Source organism: Janthinobacterium sp. SUN137 (assembly GCF_030587265.1).
Taxonomy (GTDB): domain Bacteria; phylum Pseudomonadota; class Gammaproteobacteria; order Burkholderiales; family Burkholderiaceae_D; genus Janthinobacterium; species Janthinobacterium kumbetense.
Window position 1 is genome coordinate 205,448 of record NZ_JAPWHZ010000005.1, and the last position, 18,697, is coordinate 224,144.

General features: G+C 63.6%; 23 protein-coding genes. 10 read left to right on the forward strand and 13 right to left on the reverse strand.

The window, feature by feature from the left end; translation table 11 throughout:
• Positions 1 to 164 precede the first annotated feature (164 nt).
• Positions 165 to 407: a hypothetical protein gene (locus O3298_RS24960; RefSeq protein WP_099665161.1), complete on the reverse strand. Its 243-nt coding sequence runs from the start codon at positions 405 to 407 to the stop codon at positions 165 to 167.
• Positions 408 to 679: 272 nt separating this feature from the next.
• On the opposite strand from O3298_RS24960, the gene O3298_RS24965 reads away from it, so the two are divergent.
• The 3 genes from O3298_RS24965 (at position 680) to O3298_RS24975 (ending at position 2,761) form a co-directional block, all read left to right on the forward strand.
• Positions 680 to 1,438: a hypothetical protein gene (locus O3298_RS24965; protein WP_289899973.1), complete on the forward strand. Its 759-nt coding sequence runs from the start codon at positions 680 to 682 to the stop codon at positions 1,436 to 1,438.
• On the forward strand, positions 1,435 to 1,677 hold the full coding sequence (locus O3298_RS24970) for a hypothetical protein (protein WP_305060796.1): 243 nt from the start codon (positions 1,435 to 1,437) through the stop codon (positions 1,675 to 1,677). Before O3298_RS24965 ends, O3298_RS24970 begins: the two co-directional genes overlap by 4 nt.
• A 76-nt stretch (positions 1,678 to 1,753) precedes the next feature.
• Positions 1,754 to 2,761, forward strand: a complete 1,008-nt coding sequence (locus O3298_RS24975; RefSeq protein ID WP_305060797.1) for an SMP-30/gluconolactonase/LRE family protein — start codon at positions 1,754 to 1,756, stop codon at positions 2,759 to 2,761.
• On the opposite strand, the gene O3298_RS24980 is transcribed toward O3298_RS24975, so the two are convergent.
• Positions 2,748 to 3,815, reverse strand: coding sequence for an SDR family oxidoreductase (locus tag O3298_RS24980; RefSeq protein WP_305060798.1), 1,068 nt, complete (start codon positions 3,813 to 3,815; stop codon positions 2,748 to 2,750). The genes O3298_RS24975 and O3298_RS24980 overlap by 14 nt on opposite strands.
• A 96-nt stretch (positions 3,816 to 3,911) precedes the next feature.
• Between O3298_RS24980 and O3298_RS24985 the strand changes: the two genes are divergently transcribed.
• The 3 genes from O3298_RS24985 (at position 3,912) to O3298_RS24995 (ending at position 7,086) form a co-directional block, all read left to right on the forward strand.
• The gene (locus tag O3298_RS24985; protein WP_305060799.1) at positions 3,912 to 4,826 is read left to right on the forward strand and encodes a LysR family transcriptional regulator; all 915 of its coding nucleotides are present in this window, start codon (positions 3,912 to 3,914) and stop codon (positions 4,824 to 4,826) included.
• 78 nt (positions 4,827 to 4,904) lie between these two features.
• A complete protein-coding gene (locus tag O3298_RS24990) occupies positions 4,905 to 5,939 on the forward strand; it encodes a MerR family transcriptional regulator (RefSeq protein WP_305060800.1) in 1,035 nt (344 codons plus the stop codon).
• A 67-nt stretch (positions 5,940 to 6,006) separates the two neighbouring features.
• Positions 6,007 to 7,086: a hypothetical protein gene (locus tag O3298_RS24995; protein WP_305060801.1), complete on the forward strand. Its 1,080-nt coding sequence runs from the start codon at positions 6,007 to 6,009 to the stop codon at positions 7,084 to 7,086.
• On the opposite strand, the gene O3298_RS25000 is transcribed toward O3298_RS24995, so the two are convergent.
• Positions 7,061 to 8,284 carry a D-amino acid dehydrogenase gene (locus tag O3298_RS25000; protein WP_305060802.1) on the reverse strand — a complete coding sequence of 408 codons (1,224 nt, stop codon included), beginning with the start codon at positions 8,282 to 8,284 and terminating at the stop codon, positions 7,061 to 7,063. The two genes, O3298_RS24995 and O3298_RS25000, sit on opposite strands and share 26 nt — an antisense overlap.
• The gene (locus tag O3298_RS25005; protein WP_305060803.1) at positions 8,281 to 8,733 is read right to left on the reverse strand and encodes a helix-turn-helix domain-containing protein; all 453 of its coding nucleotides are present in this window, start codon (positions 8,731 to 8,733) and stop codon (positions 8,281 to 8,283) included. The genes O3298_RS25000 and O3298_RS25005 overlap by 4 nt, the downstream gene beginning before the upstream one ends.
• A 91-nt stretch (positions 8,734 to 8,824) precedes the next feature.
• On the opposite strand from O3298_RS25005, the gene O3298_RS25010 reads away from it, so the two are divergent.
• The gene (locus O3298_RS25010) at positions 8,825 to 10,024 is read left to right on the forward strand and encodes an MFS transporter (protein ID WP_305060957.1); all 1,200 of its coding nucleotides are present in this window, start codon (positions 8,825 to 8,827) and stop codon (positions 10,022 to 10,024) included.
• A gap of 110 nt (positions 10,025 to 10,134) precedes the next feature.
• On the opposite strand, the gene O3298_RS25015 is transcribed toward O3298_RS25010, so the two are convergent.
• The 4 genes from O3298_RS25015 to O3298_RS25030 all read right to left on the reverse strand — a co-directional run bounded on the left by O3298_RS25015 (position 10,135) and on the right by O3298_RS25030 (position 13,545).
• A complete protein-coding gene (locus O3298_RS25015) occupies positions 10,135 to 10,830 on the reverse strand; it encodes a Crp/Fnr family transcriptional regulator (RefSeq protein ID WP_034759676.1) in 696 nt (231 codons plus the stop codon).
• Positions 10,831 to 10,985: 155 nt separating this feature from the next.
• A complete protein-coding gene (locus O3298_RS25020; RefSeq protein WP_170846465.1) occupies positions 10,986 to 11,663 on the reverse strand; it encodes a response regulator in 678 nt (225 codons plus the stop codon).
• Between the two features lie 3 nt (positions 11,664 to 11,666).
• Positions 11,667 to 12,899 carry a GAF domain-containing protein gene (locus O3298_RS25025; RefSeq protein ID WP_099665170.1) on the reverse strand — a complete coding sequence of 411 codons (1,233 nt, stop codon included), beginning with the start codon at positions 12,897 to 12,899 and terminating at the stop codon, positions 11,667 to 11,669.
• Positions 12,900 to 12,963: 64 nt separating this feature from the next.
• Positions 12,964 to 13,545, reverse strand: a complete 582-nt coding sequence (locus O3298_RS25030) for a DJ-1/PfpI family protein (protein WP_305060804.1) — start codon at positions 13,543 to 13,545, stop codon at positions 12,964 to 12,966.
• A gap of 195 nt (positions 13,546 to 13,740) precedes the next feature.
• Between O3298_RS25030 and O3298_RS25035 the strand changes: the two genes are divergently transcribed.
• Both O3298_RS25035 and O3298_RS25040 read left to right on the forward strand, forming a co-directional pair.
• On the forward strand, positions 13,741 to 14,079 hold the full coding sequence (locus tag O3298_RS25035) for a hypothetical protein (protein ID WP_305060805.1): 339 nt from the start codon (positions 13,741 to 13,743) through the stop codon (positions 14,077 to 14,079).
• Between the two features lie 68 nt (positions 14,080 to 14,147).
• The gene (locus tag O3298_RS25040; RefSeq protein ID WP_034781921.1) at positions 14,148 to 14,447 is read left to right on the forward strand and encodes an antibiotic biosynthesis monooxygenase; all 300 of its coding nucleotides are present in this window, start codon (positions 14,148 to 14,150) and stop codon (positions 14,445 to 14,447) included.
• An 8-nt stretch (positions 14,448 to 14,455) separates the two neighbouring features.
• On the opposite strand, the gene pncB is transcribed toward O3298_RS25040, so the two are convergent.
• The 3 genes from pncB to O3298_RS25055 form a co-directional block, all read right to left on the reverse strand.
• Positions 14,456 to 15,646 (reverse strand): nicotinate phosphoribosyltransferase, encoded by a 1,191-nt coding sequence (pncB, locus tag O3298_RS25045; RefSeq protein ID WP_034781917.1) that lies wholly within the window; start codon positions 15,644 to 15,646, stop codon positions 14,456 to 14,458.
• Between the two features lie 77 nt (positions 15,647 to 15,723).
• Positions 15,724 to 16,587, reverse strand: coding sequence for a cysteine hydrolase (locus O3298_RS25050; protein WP_305060806.1), 864 nt, complete (start codon positions 16,585 to 16,587; stop codon positions 15,724 to 15,726).
• Between the two features lie 123 nt (positions 16,588 to 16,710).
• Positions 16,711 to 16,965, reverse strand: a complete 255-nt coding sequence (locus O3298_RS25055; RefSeq protein ID WP_099665176.1) for a hypothetical protein — start codon at positions 16,963 to 16,965, stop codon at positions 16,711 to 16,713.
• A gap of 139 nt (positions 16,966 to 17,104) precedes the next feature.
• Between O3298_RS25055 and O3298_RS25060 the strand changes: the two genes are divergently transcribed.
• Positions 17,105 to 17,404 carry a hypothetical protein gene (locus O3298_RS25060; protein ID WP_099665177.1) on the forward strand — a complete coding sequence of 100 codons (300 nt, stop codon included), beginning with the start codon at positions 17,105 to 17,107 and terminating at the stop codon, positions 17,402 to 17,404.
• Positions 17,405 to 17,422: 18 nt separating this feature from the next.
• On the opposite strand, the gene O3298_RS25065 is transcribed toward O3298_RS25060, so the two are convergent.
• Together O3298_RS25065 and O3298_RS25070 are read right to left on the reverse strand one after the other, a co-directional pair.
• The gene (locus O3298_RS25065; protein WP_289906236.1) at positions 17,423 to 17,929 is read right to left on the reverse strand and encodes a nuclear transport factor 2 family protein; all 507 of its coding nucleotides are present in this window, start codon (positions 17,927 to 17,929) and stop codon (positions 17,423 to 17,425) included.
• Positions 17,930 to 18,082: 153 nt separating this feature from the next.
• Positions 18,083 to 18,688, reverse strand: a complete 606-nt coding sequence (locus tag O3298_RS25070) for an FMN-dependent NADH-azoreductase (RefSeq protein WP_289913424.1) — start codon at positions 18,686 to 18,688, stop codon at positions 18,083 to 18,085.
• Positions 18,689 to 18,697: the final 9 nt, after the last annotated feature.

The window sequence follows — 18,697 nt, forward strand, 5'->3', positions numbered from 1 at the left end:
TGCACCAAATAGGCAGCAACATACTCACACATCGTCACAAACAAGATACAAAAAAATTACCACTGCACTTGCCAGGGAGCATGGATGAAGAATCACTTTGCCTGCTGCGCCATGGTGCTCGCTCTTTTCTCAACGACACACGCGGCTGACAGGCAGCGCCCGCCCTACCGCCGGCTCAACGGCACGTATTCCCCCGGCAAGCTGGCCACCTCCAGCGCATCGGCAAACGCCAGCAAGAACTTCGCCGGGCCATGGTCCGACACCAGCAGGGAGGCACCCTTGTGGCGCAGCAGTTTCAATACTTCCTGCTGGTGCGCCTGGTATTCGCTGGAGTGCCCGTAAAACGTTTGATACATCTCAAGGGTTTCCATGGCCTTGGCGGCCAGGATGAATTCGGGTTTGTCCATGATGTCTCCTCGTTGTCAGTACTGCCAAAACCACGAAAAAAACCTGCAAGACGTGCGGCCCATGCCGGTCGCACTGCATTGCGGCAACCACATCCGTATTTCCATCATACGCCTCAACCCGGCCATTGCGCCGTCCTGTCGCGCATCTTTTTCCATTCCGCCCGTCCTGCTACGTTACCGTGCATCCAGACCTGCGCCATTCCTCGCGTGCGCGCTAGCCGCACGCTCCCGCACATGGCATCATGCGCGTTACCCATTCACTCTGGCGACACATGGACCAATATCACTTCCTCGTTGGCGAATTCAAGAAAAATACCCCCTTCATTGCCGCCGCGGCCAGCGCGCAGCTGTTCGCCTGGTTCGCGCACATCGGCGAACCCGTCGAGCGCTACGGCAACAAGCGCGGCAAGATCGTCAAGTTCTCACAGCGAAATTACGAGAAGATGCTGTTCGCGCCAGAGACCGACGGCATCGGACTGCTTTCGCCGCGTCTCGTGCCGCCCGACGAAGCTGACGAGGCCGTCAACTGCGACGCGCAGGCCATGTATTCATCGGGCTCGGAGCTGGTTCTGTCCATACGCGCCAGCAAGCTTGCGCTGATGCCGTTGTTCGACGGTGCCCGGGCCATACCCGGCCTGTTTGAGCATTGCGAATATGTGTACTGCTACGCTGAAACGCAGGGCTATGGCACCGGCTACGCACTCGGCTACCGGCAGATCGATGAAGCCCATCCGATGACCTTTGGCACTCCTTGCCCCGCAAATAACTGGGCCGCCATCAAGCGGCGCGGGCTGCAAGATTCGCACCTGCGCGATGTATATCCGATCAATGGTTTCACGCAAGCCAGACTGGATGCGCTGCCGCCAGAGCGCCGGCAAGCGCTGCGCGACGCGATGCTGGCGTATGGCCGCTGCGAAGAGCATGCCGGCTTGACTTTCTGGTATCTGCCACCCGAGGAACTGGACGCCGCCCGCACCGCACTGAACGCACACGCCATGCTGGGCGCCTATATCAGCCACCGACACCCATGAGCACACATTTATCGCTGCACTGCTATCTGCAGGACGCCGCCGCCGAGCGGCCCCTGCCCTGCTCCGACGTGACCATCCACGCCGACCCGGCCACCCTGCGCGCCATCGCCCGCTTCCTGCTGGCCAGCGCCGACACCTTTGATCAGGCGCAAGACCGGGCCGGCATGCATGCCCATCTGCAAGACGAATGGGACGGCTGGCAGGACGACTTCCCCGACCTCGTCGTGGTGGCGGCCTAGGTGGCAACCTAGCCAGGCGCCTGCGTCGGCGCGCGTCGGGTAACATACGCCACCTTTGCCATACAGAGAACACCCGATGCCCCATTCCCGATACGCCCTGCCGTCGCTGCGCACGGCCGTGCTGGCCGCCGCGCTGGCCAACCTGTCCGCCTGCGCCAGCCCGCCCGCGCACGAAACGCTGTTCCTCGCCACCATCCTGACGCCCGCGCACTCCTTCACCAAGGGCATCGAAGGCCCGGCCGTGGATGCGGATGGCAATATCTATGCCGTCAACTTTGCGCGCCAGCAAACCATCGGCAAGGTCAGCCCCGGCGGCATGGGCGAGGTGTACCTGACCCTGCCCGGCACCAGCATCGCCAACGGCATCCGCTTCGGCAGCCGTGGGCAGATGTATTTGGCCGACTACATGGAACACACGATTTACCTGGTCGACCCGGCCACGCGCGCGCTCACCATCCACGCGCGCGAACCGCGCATGACGCAGCCGAACGACATCGCCATCACGGCCGACGACGTGCTGTATGCGAGCGACCCGAACTGGAAGGAAAACACGGGCCGCGTGTGGCGCATCGCGCAAGACGGCGCGGTGACCCTGGCGCTCGACACCATGGGCACGGCCAATGGCATCGAGGTCAGCCCCGACGGCAAGATCTTGTATGTGAATGAAAGCGTGCAGCGCAATATCTGGATGTACGACATCGCCGCGGACGGCAGCCTGAGCGGCAAGCGTTTGCTGATCAAGTTCGACGATTTCGGCATGGATGGCATGCGCGTGGACGTCGACGGCAACCTGTACGTGACGCGCTACGGCAAGGGCAGCGTGGTCAAACTATCGCCGCAGGGCCGCATCTTGCGCGAGATCAGCGTGCCCGGCGCCAAGCCGAGTAACATCACCTTCGGCGGCCCCGATGGCCGCACGGCGTACGTGACGGAAGTGGTGCAGGGACGGCTGCTGCAATTTCGCGTCGACCGCCCGGGCCTGGAATGGCAGCGGGCGCAGCAGCATAAAGTAAATGCGGCAAATGCGGCGGCAGCGGCGGCAGCCCCGCCACCGGCTGCCACGGAGTCCGTCAGCGCGGAATGACGCGCTCCGCCTTCAACTTCTCGAACAGGTTGAAGAAGGCGTCTTGCGTATCCTGGTAATCGGGGAAGCCGGCCTTGCGGCTCTTGCCCATGTCCGTCATCACTTCCATCGGCCGGCCCAGGTCGGCATCCGTATGCCACCAGGAAGCGAGGCGGCCGACATCCAGCTCGGCCAGATCATGCTGCTGCGCGATGGCGCGCCACTGGGCGGGGGCATCCTGCATGCGCCCGCCCAGCGGCGCCATCACCTCGGGCAGACCGGCCGCCGCGACGCCGAAATAGGCGGCCAGGCGCGGCCACAGCCACTTCCAGCGGAAGACGTCGCCATTGACGATATTGAAATCCTCGTTGCGCGCGGCCGGGCTGTCGGCCGCCCACGCCAGGTGGCGCGCGATCTGGCCCGCGTCCGTCATGTCGGACAAGCCGTGCCATTGCGCGGGCGAACCGGGAAAGACGAAGGGCTGGCCGCCGGCCTTGCACAAATTCGCATACACGGCCAGGGTCAGGCCCATGTTCATGGCATTGCCCAGCGCGTAGCCGATGATGGTGTGCGGGCGGTGCACGCTCCACGTAAATCCGTATTGCGCGGCCGCTTCAAACAGCCGGTCTTCCTGAGCATAGTAGAAATTCTCGACCGCTTGCCGGCCCTGCTCTTCGCGAAATGGCGTGACGGGCACGCTGCCCTTGCCATACGCATCGAACGGCCCCAGGTAATGCTTGAGGCCAGTGACCAGCGCCGCATGGCGCAAGTGGCCGGCCGGTCCCAGCGCGGCCAGCACTTTGGCCACCATGGCGCCATTGACGCGGATGTTTTCCTGCTCGTTTGCCTGACGTGCCCAGGCCGTGAAAAAGACGTGGCTGGCGTCCAGGCCCGCCAGGGCGGCGTTTACTGCCGCGCCATCCGTGGCATCCAATTGCAGGGAAGTGCAGCCTGCCGGCACGGGCGTGCGGCCGCGCGAGACGCCCGTCACTTGCCAACCCTGCGCCAGCAAGTGCTTGGCCAGGTTGCTGCCGATGACGCCGCTGGCGCCGATGATGAGAGCGTGTTTTTGCATGAGAGAAAGCCTCCGAAAGAAAAAACATCATATCCGCGACATCAATTCTTATTCGCGATACTATTTCCCTTTATTCATGAATAAAATTCGCGGATCATGTTTTCATCGGAACATCTCAAGGGCCTCACACCGTTTCTCGCCACGGCCGACGCGGGCAGTTTTACCAGGGCGGCCGAGCGCCTGCACCTGAGCAGCTCGGCCGTCAGCAAGAGCGTGGCGCGGCTGGAAGAACGGCTGGGCGTGCTGCTGTTCGAGCGCAGCACGCGCCGGCTGAAACTGAGCGACGCGGGCCGCGCCTACTACGCCACCTGCAAGCGCGTGCTGCAGGAACTGATGGATGCGGAAGACGTGCTGGCCGAACACGCGACGGAGCTGGCGGGCAAGGTGCGCATCGGCGTACCCGCCTCGTACGGGCGCCTGCGCGTGATGCCGGCGCTGCTGGAACTGTGCGCGCAGTATCCCCGCCTGCAGCCGTCGATCGCCTTCAGCGACCGCTTCGTCGACCTGTTCGAGGAGCGCATCGACATCGCCGTGCGCATCGGCGCGCCCTCGCACTGGCCGGCCGCGCTGGGGCAGATGCACCTGGGCGACGAACAGCTGATCCTGTGCGCCGCGCCCAGCTACCTGGCGCGGCGCGGCACGCCCGCGTCCATCGCGGATCTGGATGGCCACGACTGCATCGCCTACGGACGCGGCGACGGTTCGCCCATGCCGTGGGTCTTCCCTGACGGCGCCACGGGCGGGCAGGTCGAGCACCGCCTGGCGTCTCCCCGCATGACAGTGGGCGACGCGGAAGCGCGCACGGCCGCCGTACTGGCCGGCCTGGGCGTGGCGCAGCTGGCCACGTGGCTGGTGCACGAACACCTGGCCACGGGCGCCATCGTGGCGGTGCTGCCGGCACTGGCCACGCAAGGCTTGCCCCTGTACCTGGCGTGGCCGCTGGCACGCCAGCTGACACCGAAAACAGGCACCCTGCTGCAGGAACTGCGGCAGCGGCTGACGATCAGTTGATTCAGTTGAAAATTCCGCTTGACCCTGACGTTACGTCAGGTGTGATTCTGCTTGCACGCACCCGGAAAGGAGTACCCCATGCTGTTGAAAATCGGTGAACTGGCCAAGATGACAGGCTTGAGCATCCGCACCCTGCACCACTACGACAGCATCGGTCTGCTCTCGCCCTCGGCGCGCACGCAAGCTGGCTACCGCCTGTACCAGCACGGCGACATGGACCGGCTGCACCGGATCATGGCGCTGCGCAAGTTCGGGTTGTCGCTGGCCGATATCGCCAACGCCCTCGCCGGCCCGGACCTGCCTTTGCATTCCATCGTGGCGCAGCAGATCGCCATGCTGGAACGCCAGATCGCGCAAGCTTCCACCTTGCGCGAACGCCTGCGCACCCTGCAGGCGCAACTGGCGCAGGGGCAGGCGCCGGAACTGACCGAGTGGCTTACCACTATGGAGTTAATGACCATGTACGATAAATACTTTAGTCCCGAAGAACTGCAACAGCTGCCGCTGCTGACAGATAGCGCCGTGGAACAGGAATGGAAAGCACTGGTAGCGAGGGTGCGCGCCGTCAAGGAGGCGGGCGCCGGCCCCGGCGATGCGCAAGCACAAGCGCTGGCCACGGAATGGATGGTCAAGCTGGTGCGCGACACGGGCGCCCACCCGGGCCTGTTCGCGCGCCTGAACAGCATGCACGAGCAGGAACCATCGATGCAAGCGACGACCAGCGTCGATGCGGACGTGATGCAATTCATCATCGCCGCCTTCAATGCCTCGCGCATTGCGCTGTATCGACCTTTCCTCGATGAGCAGGAATATGCGTACCTGGTGGCCAACTACGGCAGGCGTTCGGGCGAGTGGCCGGCCCTGATCGCCGCCGTGCGCGCCGCCATGGATGCGCACACGCCGCCCACCGACCCGGCCGTGCTGCAGCTGGCGCGGCAGTGGCTGGACCTGTTCCGCTCGTATGCGGGCACGAACCCGGCCACGCAGCTGAAATTCCGCCAGGCGCACCAGCAGGAACCGCGTCTGATGGAAGGCAGCTTCGTCGACGGGGCCATGCTGCAATACCTGGGCGCGGCGATGGCCGTGGTGGCGCAGGAGCGTCCCGCCAAATAAGTTGACGTGTGGCATCTCGTGGGCGGGGCCATGTAGAATCGGCCTTCGCCCACGAGAGGAACAACCGATGCGCCGCTTTCTGTTTGCTTGCCTGACCCTGCCCGCCCTGCACGCCGCCATGGCGGCCGAGCCGCCCGTGCAAGGGGTGTGGCAGGGCACCGTGGGCAAGGCCAATATCGTGGCTTGCTTCAACCAGCCCAGCCCCACGCAAGGCGCGGACCGCAGCGGCAACTATTACTACACGCGCTACAAGACGCCGATCATGCTGGCCAAGCAGAACGGCAAGACGCTGTGGCAGGAACTCGACGCCAAGGGCGACACAACGGGCACCTGGTCCTTGAATGCGCCGCAAGACGGCAAAGTCACCGGCACCTGGGCGAACCCGAAAAGCGGCAAGACCCTGCCCCTGGCCCTGACCCTGCTGGAAGCGGCGGGCGACCGCGAGCATCCATCCTGCGCCAGCGATGCCTACAACCTGGCGCTGGAAGATTTTCCCAGCACCAAGACGAGCAAGCCGATCACCTTCGAAGGCAGGCAATACCGCAACCTGCAGGTGGGCGACACCATCACCGTGGAATTGATCGCGCCCGGCGATGGCGTGACAAAAATCAATGCGCAGCTGCGCGCCGTGCTGGCAAAAAATAAAAAAGACCTGGCCGACTTCTATGCCACGCGCCGCGAATACCTGGGCCGCAACGGGTTCACGACGGAAGACGAAGTGTATGCGGAGCCGACCTACTGGTCGCCGCGCTGGGTGACGATCAAGTTCTACCGCTGGGCTGCAGGCTATGGCGCCAGCGGCATCTCCATCAAATTCCGTACCTGGGACGTCAAGACGGGCCAGGAAACGGACGTGTGGAACTGGTTTGGCGCCAGCGCCAGCGATGGCGACGACAAGGCCGAATTGCCGGACCGCTTGCGCCAGGCCCTGTTCAAGGACGTGAAAATCGATGCCGAATGCAAGGGCACGGATTACGACGGCCGCGGCCGCTTCCACCTGTCCCTGAAGCCGGAAGGCGTATCGTTCTGGGAAGACTCGAACGGCAGCGGCTGCGAAAACGATTTTCTGCTGCCGTACAGCAAGGTCGGCCCCTTCCTTACCGTCAAGGGCCGCGCCGCGCTCAGCGATTTATTGCCGAAGAACTAAGCAGCACCTCTGCCACCATCTCCGCCGTGGCGGCCGCCAGGGTCCAGCCCAGGTGGCCGTGGCCCGTGTTGTAGTACACGCCCGGCGCCTTGCCCGGCCCCACTTTCGGCAGCATGTCCGGGAGCATGGGGCGCAAGCCCGCCCACGGGATCACCTTGCGCGTATTGACGCCCGGAAAACACTGCTCCACCCAGCGCACCAGCGGGCGGATGCGGTCGGCGCGGATGTCGTCATTGAAGCCATTGAACTCCGCCGTGCCCGCCACTCTGAGCCGGTCTTCGCCCAGGCGGCTGCTGACCAGCTTGGTCGCGTCGTCGAGCAGGCTGACCTTCGGCGCCGCCGCGCGGCTGGCTGCGTCGTCGAGCTGCACCGTGATCGAATAGCCTTTCACGGGATACACATTCACGTGGTCGCCCAGCGAAGCCGCCATGGCGCGGCTGGCCGTGCCCGCGCAGATGACGACGGCGTCGAACACGCTGCTGTCCTCGCCCACGCCCACGCTGACGCGCACCTTGCCGTGTTCGCGCGCCAGCTCCGTTACCGCAGTGCCATAGCGGCACACCACGCCCAGGCGGCCGCAGGCGTCGGCCAGGCCGCTGGTGAATTTGTGGATGTCGCCCGTGGAATCGCTGTCCGTGTAGTAGCCGCCGTAAAAGTCGCCCTGCAAGGTCGGCTCGATGGCGCGCATTTCCTGCCGCGTGACGGCGCGCCGCTCCAGTCCGCCCTGCGCCAGCAGGCGCGACACGCCGGCCGCCCGCTCGAAGCCGCGCCGGTCACGGTAGACGTGCAGGATGCCGGCGCGGCGATGATCGAAATCAATATGCTCTTCCTGCGCCCAGGCAAACAAGTGTGCGCGCGCAGTGATCGCCAGGCGCGCCGTGGCGATGGTGTTGCGCTCGTAGGCGGGCATGGCGGCAAGGAATTGCGCAAACCAGCTCAGCTTGTGCCAGCTGGGCCAGGGATGCAGCAGCAGGGGCGCGTCGCGTCGCGCCATCCATTTCAGGGCGTTCAAGATCGTTGCCTTGTGGTTCCACACTTCCGCGTGCGAGGCCGACAACTGCCCGCCGTTCGCATACGACGTTTCCATGGCGGCGTAGCGGTGGCGCTCGATCAGGGTGACATTGACGCCCCGTTTCGCCAGCGCGTAAGCGGTGGTGACGCCCGTGATGCCGGCGCCCAGCACAGCCACCCGCGTCATGGTGGCGACACCTTGTGCACGACGGTATCGCCCGCCTGCAAGACGCTGCCGTCCGGCGCCAGCACGTCCATCCTGCGCACGGGCAAGCCCGAACCGCGCTGCAGCAAGGTCGAATGCGCCTCGCCCGCTTCGAACAATTGCGCCTCGCTCCACTGGCGCAAACCGACGACGACGGGAAACAGCGCCAGTCCCTTGGCTGTCAGCACGTATTCCTGGTAAGCCGTGCCGTCCGAAGCGGGCGCGACCGTAAAGATGCCCTCTTCCACCAGCGTGTGCAGGCGGTCGGCCAGGATGTTCTTCGCCACGCCCAGGCTTTTCTGGAACTCGCCGAACCGGCGCATGCCGTCGAAGGCGTCGCGCACGATCAGGAGCGACCAGCGCTCGCCGATCGCGTCGAGCGCGCGCGCCACGGGACAGGGGTCGGTTTTCAGGCTCTTGCGCTTGGCCACGGGCATTCTCCAGGATTGAGTGGTTGCATTTTAAAACTTCCCGGCGTAGACTCCAACTGGTTTTAATTTGAAACCACCTACATACAAGCCCATGCGCGATACGACGACTCCCCTCACCACCTCACTTCCCCCTTCCCTCGTCTGGCTGTTTGCCACGGCGGCCGGCCTCAGCGTGGCCAATGTGTATTACGCCCAGCCCTTGCTCGCCACCCTGGCGCAGGAATTCGGCATGACGGAAGCGGCCAGCGGCATGGTCATCACGGCCACGCAGCTCGGCTGCGCGCTGGCCCTGCTGCTGCTGGTGCCCCTGGGCGACATGCTGAACCGGCGCCGGCTGACCCTGTTCCAGCTGGGTTTGCTGGCCATCTCCCTGGCGGCGCTGGGCTGCGCCCGCTCCACGGCCGCCTTGCTGGGCGGCATGCTCCTGGTCGGCTTGCTGGGGACGGCCATGACGCAGGGCTTGATCGCCTATGCGGCCAGCGCGGCGGCCAGCCACGAGCGGGGCCGCGTGGTCGGCATGGCGCAGGGCGGCGTGGTGATCGGCTTGCTGTTGGCGCGCACCCTGTCCGGCGTGGTGGCCGATGTGGCCGACTGGCGCACCGTGTACTTTGTGTCGGCGGCCATCGCCTGCGCCCTGCTGTTGCTGCTGTGGCGCAAGCTGCCGCCGGCGCAGCCGGCCAGCCAGCGGCTGGCCTACGGCGCCCTGCTCGCCTCGATGGCGGGGATGTTGATGCACAACAAGGTATTGCGCGTGCGGGGCACGCTGGCCCTGCTGATGTTTGCCGTCTTCAATATTTTCTGGAGCGCCCTGGTGCTGCCCCTGACGGCGCAAGGCTACAGCCATGCGGCCATCGGCGCATTTGGTCTGGTGGGCGTGGCGGGGGCGCTGGGCGCGGCGCGCGCCGGGGCGCTGGCCGATAATGGCCGCGCGCAGTGGACGACGGGCGCAGCCCTGTTGCTGCTGCTGGTTGCGTGGCTGCCGCTCAGCTTTGCGGGCGCGGCCCTGTGGCCCTTGCTCGTCGGCATCATCGCGCTGGACCTGGCGGGCCAGGCCATCCACGTGACGAACCAGAGCCTGATTTTCAAGCAGGACAGCGACGCGCACAGCCGCCTGGTGGCGTGCTACATGCTGTTTTATGCAGTGGGAAGCGGACTCGGTGCGATTGCCGCCACCAGCGTGTATGCGCTGGCGGGCTGGCATGGGGTATGCGCGCTGGGCGCGGCGGTCAGCTTGCTCGCCCTGCTGTTCTGGCGGCTGACCTTGCCTGCTGAAAAAACTGAGAGCGCCTAACAGAACCGTAGCGAGCGGCAGTGAGTTGCGGCTGAGAAGCGCAGCTGTGCGGACGCACAGTGAGCATCGGAGGCCGCAAATCGCGACGCGCAGTAGGTTATGTTAGGTGCTTAGTTCAGCATGGCCGTGGCGGAACCATGGCGGTAGGTTTTCAAGGCGTCCGGCTGGATCTGGATCAGCGAACCGCTGACTTTAATCAAATGCAAGTCCGTCAACTGGTGCAGCACGCGCGACAGGGTGGCGGGCGCCAGGTTCAGGAACGATGCCAGCAGACTTTTCTTCAGGTCCAGCTTGACCTCGTTCGAACGCTGCTGGTCCGACGCTTGCAGCAGGTACTCGACCACGCGCTGGGTGGCGTTCTGCACGGAGCAGCGCTCCACGTTGCGGATAAAACCCATCAGGTGATGCGACAGGCTGTTCATCATCTGGCGCGCGATACGGGGCGACTGGTCCAGCAGGCGCAGCAGCGCGTGCGGCGGAATGCGCAGCAGCAGGCAGTGCTCGAGCGCTTCGGCGCAGAACGGATACGGTTCATCGAGGAAAATCATGGCTTCGCCGAAACTCTGGCCCGGGCGGATCAGTTCCAGTACCTTGTCGGTACCTTCCATGGAAAACACGCTCAGCTTGACGAGGCCGAAGACCACCACATAGGCGCCTTCCGCCACTTCGCCCTTGCGGAACAGCACTTTGCCTTTTTCCACTTCGACGCGCACGACATCCTGGCGCAATTGCTCTAATTGCGAAGGGGAAATATGGCGAAACAGAGCCTGGCTCGATAGCAAGCCATCGACGTTGACCTTATGCATGACACTCTCTTATTAGATTAGCGAATGACTAAGAGTGTAATGCGCAGGCACGGTCAAGGCCATACGTCAAAGGAACTAGGGTTGTCTAGGCCGGAACGCCATGCAGATCAAACAATCGCGCATTCCTTGCGCACTATTTGCACTTTGTTTGATCTTTATTTGCTCAACTCGCGCTCGACGGCATACACGGCGATCTGCACGCGGCTGCTGAGCTTAAGCTTTTTGAGGATGTTTTGCACGTGGATTTTCACCGTGCTTTCGGCCACATCGAGCTGGCGCGCGATTTCCTTGTTGCTCAATCCTTGCGCCAGGCAAGCCATGGCTTCGCGTTCGCGCGGCGTCAGCTTGTCATAGTCGGCCTGGGGCGCGTTCTGCCCCGCGCGGAACTGCGACACGAGCTTGGCCGTCATGGCGTCGGCGATCACGGATTCGCCGGCGGCGGCGCGGCAAATGGCCTGGCCCAGCTGCTCGGCTTCGATATTTTTCAGCAGGTAGCCGCGCGCGCCCGCGCGCAGGGCCGCGCCCAGGTCGGCCGCGTTTTCCGACACGGTCAGCATCAGCACGACCATCTGCGGCAAGTCCTGCAAGATCAGCTGCAGCGCCTCGACGCCGGACACGCCGGGCATGTTCAAGTCCATCAGCACCACGTCGGGCCGCAGTTCGGCCGTCAGGCGCACGCCGTCCAGCCCGTTCGATGCCTCGCCCACCACCTGGAATTGAGGATTGCGCTGCAGCAGCAGCTTGACGCCGCTGCGCAGCAAGGTGTGGTCGTCGACCAGCAGGATTTTGATTGGTGCGTTCACTATGTTTGTGGCCTGATAGGGATAAGTCATCTGTTACGCGGCCTGGCGCCGGGCTGCCGGCAAGGCCAGCGAGATCGTCGTGCCGCCGCCGGGCGTGCTGTCGATGGCAAATTGCGCACCGAGCCGCTCGGCTCTTTCCTGCATGATACGCAAGCCGATCTGCAATTCCGTTTTCTTGTCGCGCAGGTTGGCGGCGAAGCCTTCGCCATCGTCACGCACCTGCAGCGCGAAATCGCGCCCGTTGACCACGCGCAGCGCCACGTTGCTCGCCTGCGCGTGCTTGCGGATATTCGACAGCGCTTCCTGCACGATGAACAGGATCTGCAGCTGCTGCTCGGGCGCCAGCGGCGCGCCATTGCCGCTCATGTCCAGGGTGCCGACGACGCCCGTCTGCAGCTCGAACTTGGCCAGCACTTCCGACAGCTTGCTTTCCAGGTCGCTGCCATGCCAGCGCGTGCGGAAATTGACCAGCAATTCGCGCACGTCCTGGTAGCTTTGCTCGACGCCCATGCGCATCAGCGGCAACACTTCGGCCGCTTCGTCGAGCTGGCCCCGGCGCACGGAATCGTCGAGCATCTGCACTTGCAGGCTGATGAAGTTGAGGCTTTGCGCGATGCTGTCATGCAAGCCTTCGGCCAGCAGGCTGCGTTCGCGCGCCACGGCGAATTCCTTTTCGCGCGCGATCAGGCGCTGGTTTTCGATGGCGATGCCCAGGCTCTGGCCCAGCGTTTCCAGCCAGCCCTGCTGCTGCGCATGCACGGCTTGCGGGCGCGCAAAGTGCAGCGAAAAACTGCCCACCACCTGGTCGCGCGCGAGGATGGGAAAGACGGCGATGGCGATAAATCCTTCGTCCTGGCAACGGTAGCGCTGCAAGGCATCGACCTGGCGGAAATCGCGGATCTGGATCACGCCCTGCGCCACGGCCGCGCCGCACAGGCAATCGTTGTTGCGGATGCAGTGTTCCTCTTCCACCATGGCGTCGGAAATGCCCTCGTGCACGATGATGTGCACGGTATCGTGCTGCGGATCGAGGATGCGCACGGTGCCCCCTTCCGCTTGCGCGAACTGCATCACGTGGCGCAGGAAGCCGCGGCACAGCGCATCGATGGCGTGCTGTCCCGCCAGCAAGGTGGAAATCTCGTGCAGGGTGGCCAGCTGGCGTTCCTGCGCGGCGCTCAGGCCCGACTCGGCTTGCGCCAGGCGGCGCTGGCGCCAGCGCGACGCTGGAAGTTGTTTGCGGGAAGATTGACTGCGCGGCGCATGCATGAAGAACTCGAATCTGAAAAGTGGTGCGCCCGGCAAGCGCTGCGGCTTGCCGGGCTGGTAAAGGTTACAAACGGATCTCGGTACCGAGCAGCTTGACGAACTGCGCCAGCCAGGCCGGGTGCGCGGGCCAGGCGGGCGCCGTGACGAACTGGCCATCCGTGACGGCGTCCGTGACGGCGATGTCGGCATACGTGCCGCCCGCCAGCTTCACTTCCGGCGCGCAGGCGGGATAGGCGGAAATGCGCTTGCCGCGGATGACGTCGGCGGCGGCCAGCAACTGCGCACCGTGGCAGACGGCCGCGACAGGCTTGCCCGCCTCGGCGAAATGGCGCACGGCGGCGATGACTTTCTCGTTCAGGCGCAGGTATTCGGGGGCGCGGCCGCCGGCGATCATCACGGCGTCATACTGGGCCGGGTCGATGTCGTCGAAGCTGGCGTTCAGGGTGAACAAATGGCCCGGCTTTTCCGTGTAGGTCTGGTCGCCCTCGAAATCGTGGATGGCCGTCTTGATCGTCTCGCCGCTCTTCTTGCCGGGACACACGGCATGCACGGTATGGCCGAGCATCAGCAGGGCCTGGAACGGCACCATCGTCTCATAATCTTCTGCAAAATCGCCGGTCAAAAACAGAATTTTCTTCGCTGCCATTTAGTTCTCCTATGAAAGATTGATCCCATATCCTTGCCTGCAGGACACACCGCAAGCCGTATCTTAGCGCGACTTGGCAACCATACTGGATATTTATCAAACTTTTGCGTCTTGATCGAGGATTTTACAGGCTGAGGCAGAATTTTTTACAGGCTGGCAGGTCAAACTCGGACGCCCCCACTCGAAAGCCTGGCCATGCACACCGCCACCAGCCCCCTTGCTGTGCCTGCCCTGATCCGCATCTTCGACCATTTTGCCGATGCGCAGCAGGCCCGCAGCGCCCTGCTCGACGATGGTTTCCCCGCGCACGCCGTGCAGCTCGACACGGTCGACGACGAGGCCGTCCCCACCGTCCCCATACAGGGCAAGGCCGCGTGGCGCGGCATGTTCCGCCTCGTCGTAGCCATCGGCAATGCGCAGGAACGGGAACGGGCGCACGCCATCGTGCAGGCGCATCACGGCTGCGATATCGACCAGCGCACGGCCAGCCACGCGGGCGGCCGGCGCGCAGGCGTCGCTACGCTCGCTGGCTGAGGCGCTCTCCCCCGCGCGGCCAAATTATGGCAAGATCAAGCTTCCTTCATTCCTCAGTGGAACTTGCCATGATTTTTGAAATTGCCCACATCCAGATCAAATCGGCCACGCACGCTGCCTTCGAAGCGGCCGTGACGAAAGCCATCCCCCTGTTCCAGCGCGCGCGCGGCTGCGAGTCGATGCGCCTCGAGCGCTCGATCGAAAACGGCGACGCCTACCGCCTCGTCGTGGGCTGGACGACGCTGGAAGACCATACCGTGCATTTCCGCGGCAGCGACGACTTCCAGGCGTGGCGCGGCCTGGTGGGCGAATTCTTTGCCGCCCCGCCCCAGGTCGAGCACATGAACACGGTAGTGACGGGCTTCTAGACAGGCACCTACACTGCCGGGTGGTGAAACACTTGCCGCAAGTAAGCGAGGAAAGTTTCATCCTTGCACAGGGTCTTGCCCGGCGAATCCGACAGTTTCGCCACGGACTGGCCATTGCAGCGCACCAGTTTCATGACGATGTTGAGCGGCGTCAAACCGACATCGTTGGTGAGATTGGTGCCGATGCCAAAGCCCGTCATGATGCGGTCGGCGAAGTGCTGGTACAGGGCAAACGCCTTGTCCAGGTCCAGGCCGTCGGAAAATACGAGGCGCTTGGTATTGGCGTCGATGCGCAGGGCCGCATAGTGGGCCAGCGCCTTCTCGCCCCACTCGACGGGGTCGCCCGAATCGTGGCGCAAGCCGTCGAACAGCTTGGCGAAATACAGGTCGAAGTCGGCCAGGAAGGCGTCCATTCCCACCACGTCCGTCAGGGCGATGCCCAAGTCGCCCCGGTATTCCTGCACCCAGTCTTCCAGTGCCGCCTTTTGAAAGTCGCGCAGGCGCACGCCAAACGACTGGAACGATTGCATGTATTCATGGGCCATGGTGCCGATCGGCACGATGCCGAGCTTTTTCGCCAGGTAGACATTCGACGTGCCCTTGAAATACTCGGGCACCTCGCGCGCCAGGCGCTGCACCACCTCGTCATGCCAGGCGCCGGAAAAGCGCCGGCGCACGCCGAAATCGGAAAATTCGAATGGATGCTTGCGCCTTGGCAGCTTGCCGAACTCCTTCACGGCCGCCACTTTCAATCCCAGGCGGTGGCGCCCTTCGCGCATGGCCGCATCGAGGTCGAAACGGCGGAAATACAGTTCGTTGATGATGTACAGCACGAAAATCTCGAAGCCCATCACGTGCACTTGCGGCCCGGCCGCGTGCACGAGCAAGGTGTCGCCATCCGTGCTGACGTCGATGAATTTTCGCTGGAAGCGGAACACCGTCAAGAAGTCGACGAAATCGCTCTTCATGAAGCGCAGGGTGCGCAGATAGGCCAGCTCGTCGTCGGCAAACGACATCGAGCATAAATGGTCGAGCTGTTCCTCCAGTTCGCCCTTCAGTTCGGCCAGGGGAAAGGCCGTGGCGTTGCGGCAGACAAATTCGTATTCGGTATGAGTATTCGGATGACCGTGCAGCAATGCTTGCCACATTGTAAATTTATACAGATCGGTTTCCAGCAAACTGCGCACTATCGGGGTCATGTGTGTTTTCTCCAACTTCCTGAAGCCAGAATAGTACGCCACTGCAAGCATTTCAGCAGGACACAATCGACAATGGCTCAGGCAATCGCATTCGCCTGCAGTTCGGGCAAGACGTCGGCAGACGTGGCCAGCCGCGCGCCGCGCGCTTGCATGGCGGCCAGGAAGTCGCGCTGCTGTGATGCAAAGCCCGTGACGGGGCTCATGCAGTCCGTCAGCAAGACCAGGCGCGACAGGGCCTGCCGTCCCTGCTGCGCTTGCAGGTAGTCGGCGATGTGCTCGGTGCTGGCTTTCACGCAATGGCTGCCCGCTTCGCCGGTGACATAAATCTGCTGCGCCGGCAGCAAGGTATCGAGGAAGGCGCGGTTGAGCTGGGTGGCGGCATCCTGCGGATCGGGCACTTCCGCCATGACGGCCGAGTAATGCTCGGTCCATGGGTTCGAACCCTTGCTCAGCTTGGCCACCACTTGCAGCCGCTCCACTTCCCACGCGTTGTAGGCGGCGCGTACGGCCGCATGGACATTCTGCCCCCAGCTGCCGATCTCGCAATGCACGGGCCACACCATCAATTGATAGCGCCCCGCTTGCTGCAAGGCATCCAGATAAGCCAGCGCGCGCGGCAAGGCGCCGCTGGCGGCGGGCAGGAACAGGCGGTCGCGCACCTGCTGCGCGCTGATCTGCGTAAATGGCGGCACGGCGCCGCCATCGCCCGTGCGCCAGAAGGCGGGGTGGGCGATGTCGTAGCGGTGGTGCGCGTCGAGCGTGATGCTGATCTGCGTCAAACCGCCTCCCCCTTCGCGGATCAATTGCGCCACGCGCAGCATATCCTGGTGGGCGCCGGGCACGGCCAGCGCCGGTGCGGCATCTGGCGGCAGCCATGCGGCGGGCAAGTCGCAAAAATCGTTTTGCGGATCGATGACGAGCAGGTGCAACTGGCGTTTCATGGCGGTCCTCTGGCGTGGCAATAGTTCGCATGATACGGGCAACTGCGCCGGCGCGCCTGCACCGGCTACGCCCGGACTGTGCTCACTCGCAATAACTTGCGCCGAAACAAGCCACGCGACGCTTCAGGGATGGAAGACATAGCGGCGCTGGCGCCGCTCGACAAGCTTGACGGCCACCTCGCCCGCTTCCGCCACGGCGTCCGCTTCCGTTGTAAACTGGTGGTCGGCCGATACCCGGCGCTTTTTCACCAGGTTGACCCGGTGCATGGGGTTGCGCGACGGGGCATAGATGGCGACGTAGGCGCCCCATAGCTTGCAGCCCCGCAAGGGTTCCGCCGTGTAATTCACCTCATAAAAATCAACATACTTTATCGGCACGATGTTCGCTCCAAAAATGACATGGCCGGACAGCTTGTCTCTACGGACTGACGCGGTAAAAAGGTAAAACCATGCGTTCACGCCTGCTCGGGATACCCGATGCGGCTTTGTTTTTATAACGCGGCATAGGAGAAAATGGATGAATGACTACCTCATCTTCATGCACGACGACACGGAAACACCGGTGGACGTCGCCACGCCGGCCTGGGAAGATTACTTCGCCATGCTCAGGGCCAGCGGCCGCTTCTGCGGCGGCAGTTCCATCGGTCCCGGTATCTGCGTGCACCGGTCCGGCCAGGCCAAACCGGTGACGCCACACTTGTCAGGTTATATACGTGTACAAGCTGAAAGTATAGACGATGCAAAAAAATTGTTAATCGGAAACCCCGTACTGAACGCAGGGGGGACGGTGGAAATCCGCGAGCTGCCGCGCGACTGACACGGCGTCGCCGGCCCCCTACTTTCCGGCCTCGGCCGCGGAATGCATGGACCACACGACGCTGAGGATTTTCCATTCGCCATCGCGCTTGACCATTTGCCACGCTTCCACGCCATAGTTGGACAATTTATTGCCGACGAGGAATTCGTAGTCGAAGTTGACCCACGCGACATGGCGGTCCTGGGTGATCTTGACGTTGTAGAATTTTTCTTCCGTGCGCTGCGGTTCGCGCTTGATGAAGTTGGCGAAACCGACATAGCCGGCCGCCCCGACGCCGTCGAAGTGGACGTCCGTCGTGTCGCGCATTTTCTTGATGAAATCGTCGTCGGCAGGCGAGGCGAACAGGATGTTCGTATGCAGCAGCAGCGACGACAGCAGCTTGACATCCTTGGCGATCAGGGCCGCCTGGAAGTCGGCGACGACTTTTTCGATGGCGCGGATATCTTCGGGCGTGGAAGCGTGGCGCCCCACGTGGGGCGGCGCCACGGGCGCAGTTTGCGCCAGCGCAATGCCTGCTGAAAACAAAGAACATCCGAACAATATTGCGCTTGCCAACTTGTGCATGAGGGACTTTCATGGCGAACCGCTCGCCGGGCCGGCACGGGGCGTGCCGCCGGCAAGCTTATGTCAACCATGGCAGATTGGCAATCCCCCTTTGGAACTAGAGGCGACCCTGATTCAGGCAGCCAGAGCTTCGATCGACGCGCGGCCCTTGGCAATCGCGCTGCTGACGGCTTCCTCGCCCATGGCCACGCCTTCGGCTTGCACGAACTCGATCTCGGTGATGCCGATGAAGCCCAGCGCCGTGCGCAGATAAGTGCTCAGGTAGTCATACGCGGCGCCGGGGCCTTCGCTGTAGACGCCGCCGCTGGCCGTGAAAATGACCGCTTTCTTGCCCGTGGCCAGGCCGACCGGGCCCGTCGCCGTGTACTGGAACGTGCGGCCCGCGCGCGCCACGTGGTCGATCCACGCCTTCAGGGTCGAGGGCACGGAAAAGTTGTACATGGGCGCGGCCAGCACCAGCACGTCGGCCGCCAGCAATTCGTCGACCAGGGTATCGGACAATTGCACGGCCGCTGCCGCGTGCGCGCTGCGCTGGTCGGCCGGCGTGAAGAAGGCGCCCATCACCTCTTCCGTCAAGTGCGGCACGGGCTGCGCCGCCAGGTCGCGTTCGACCACGCTGGCGCCTTGCGCGGCCAGTTTGGCGACGAATTCGCCGGACAATTGACGAGAAAGGGAACCGCTGTTGCGCACGCTGCTATTAATGTATAAGACCTTGCTCATGAAGTGCTC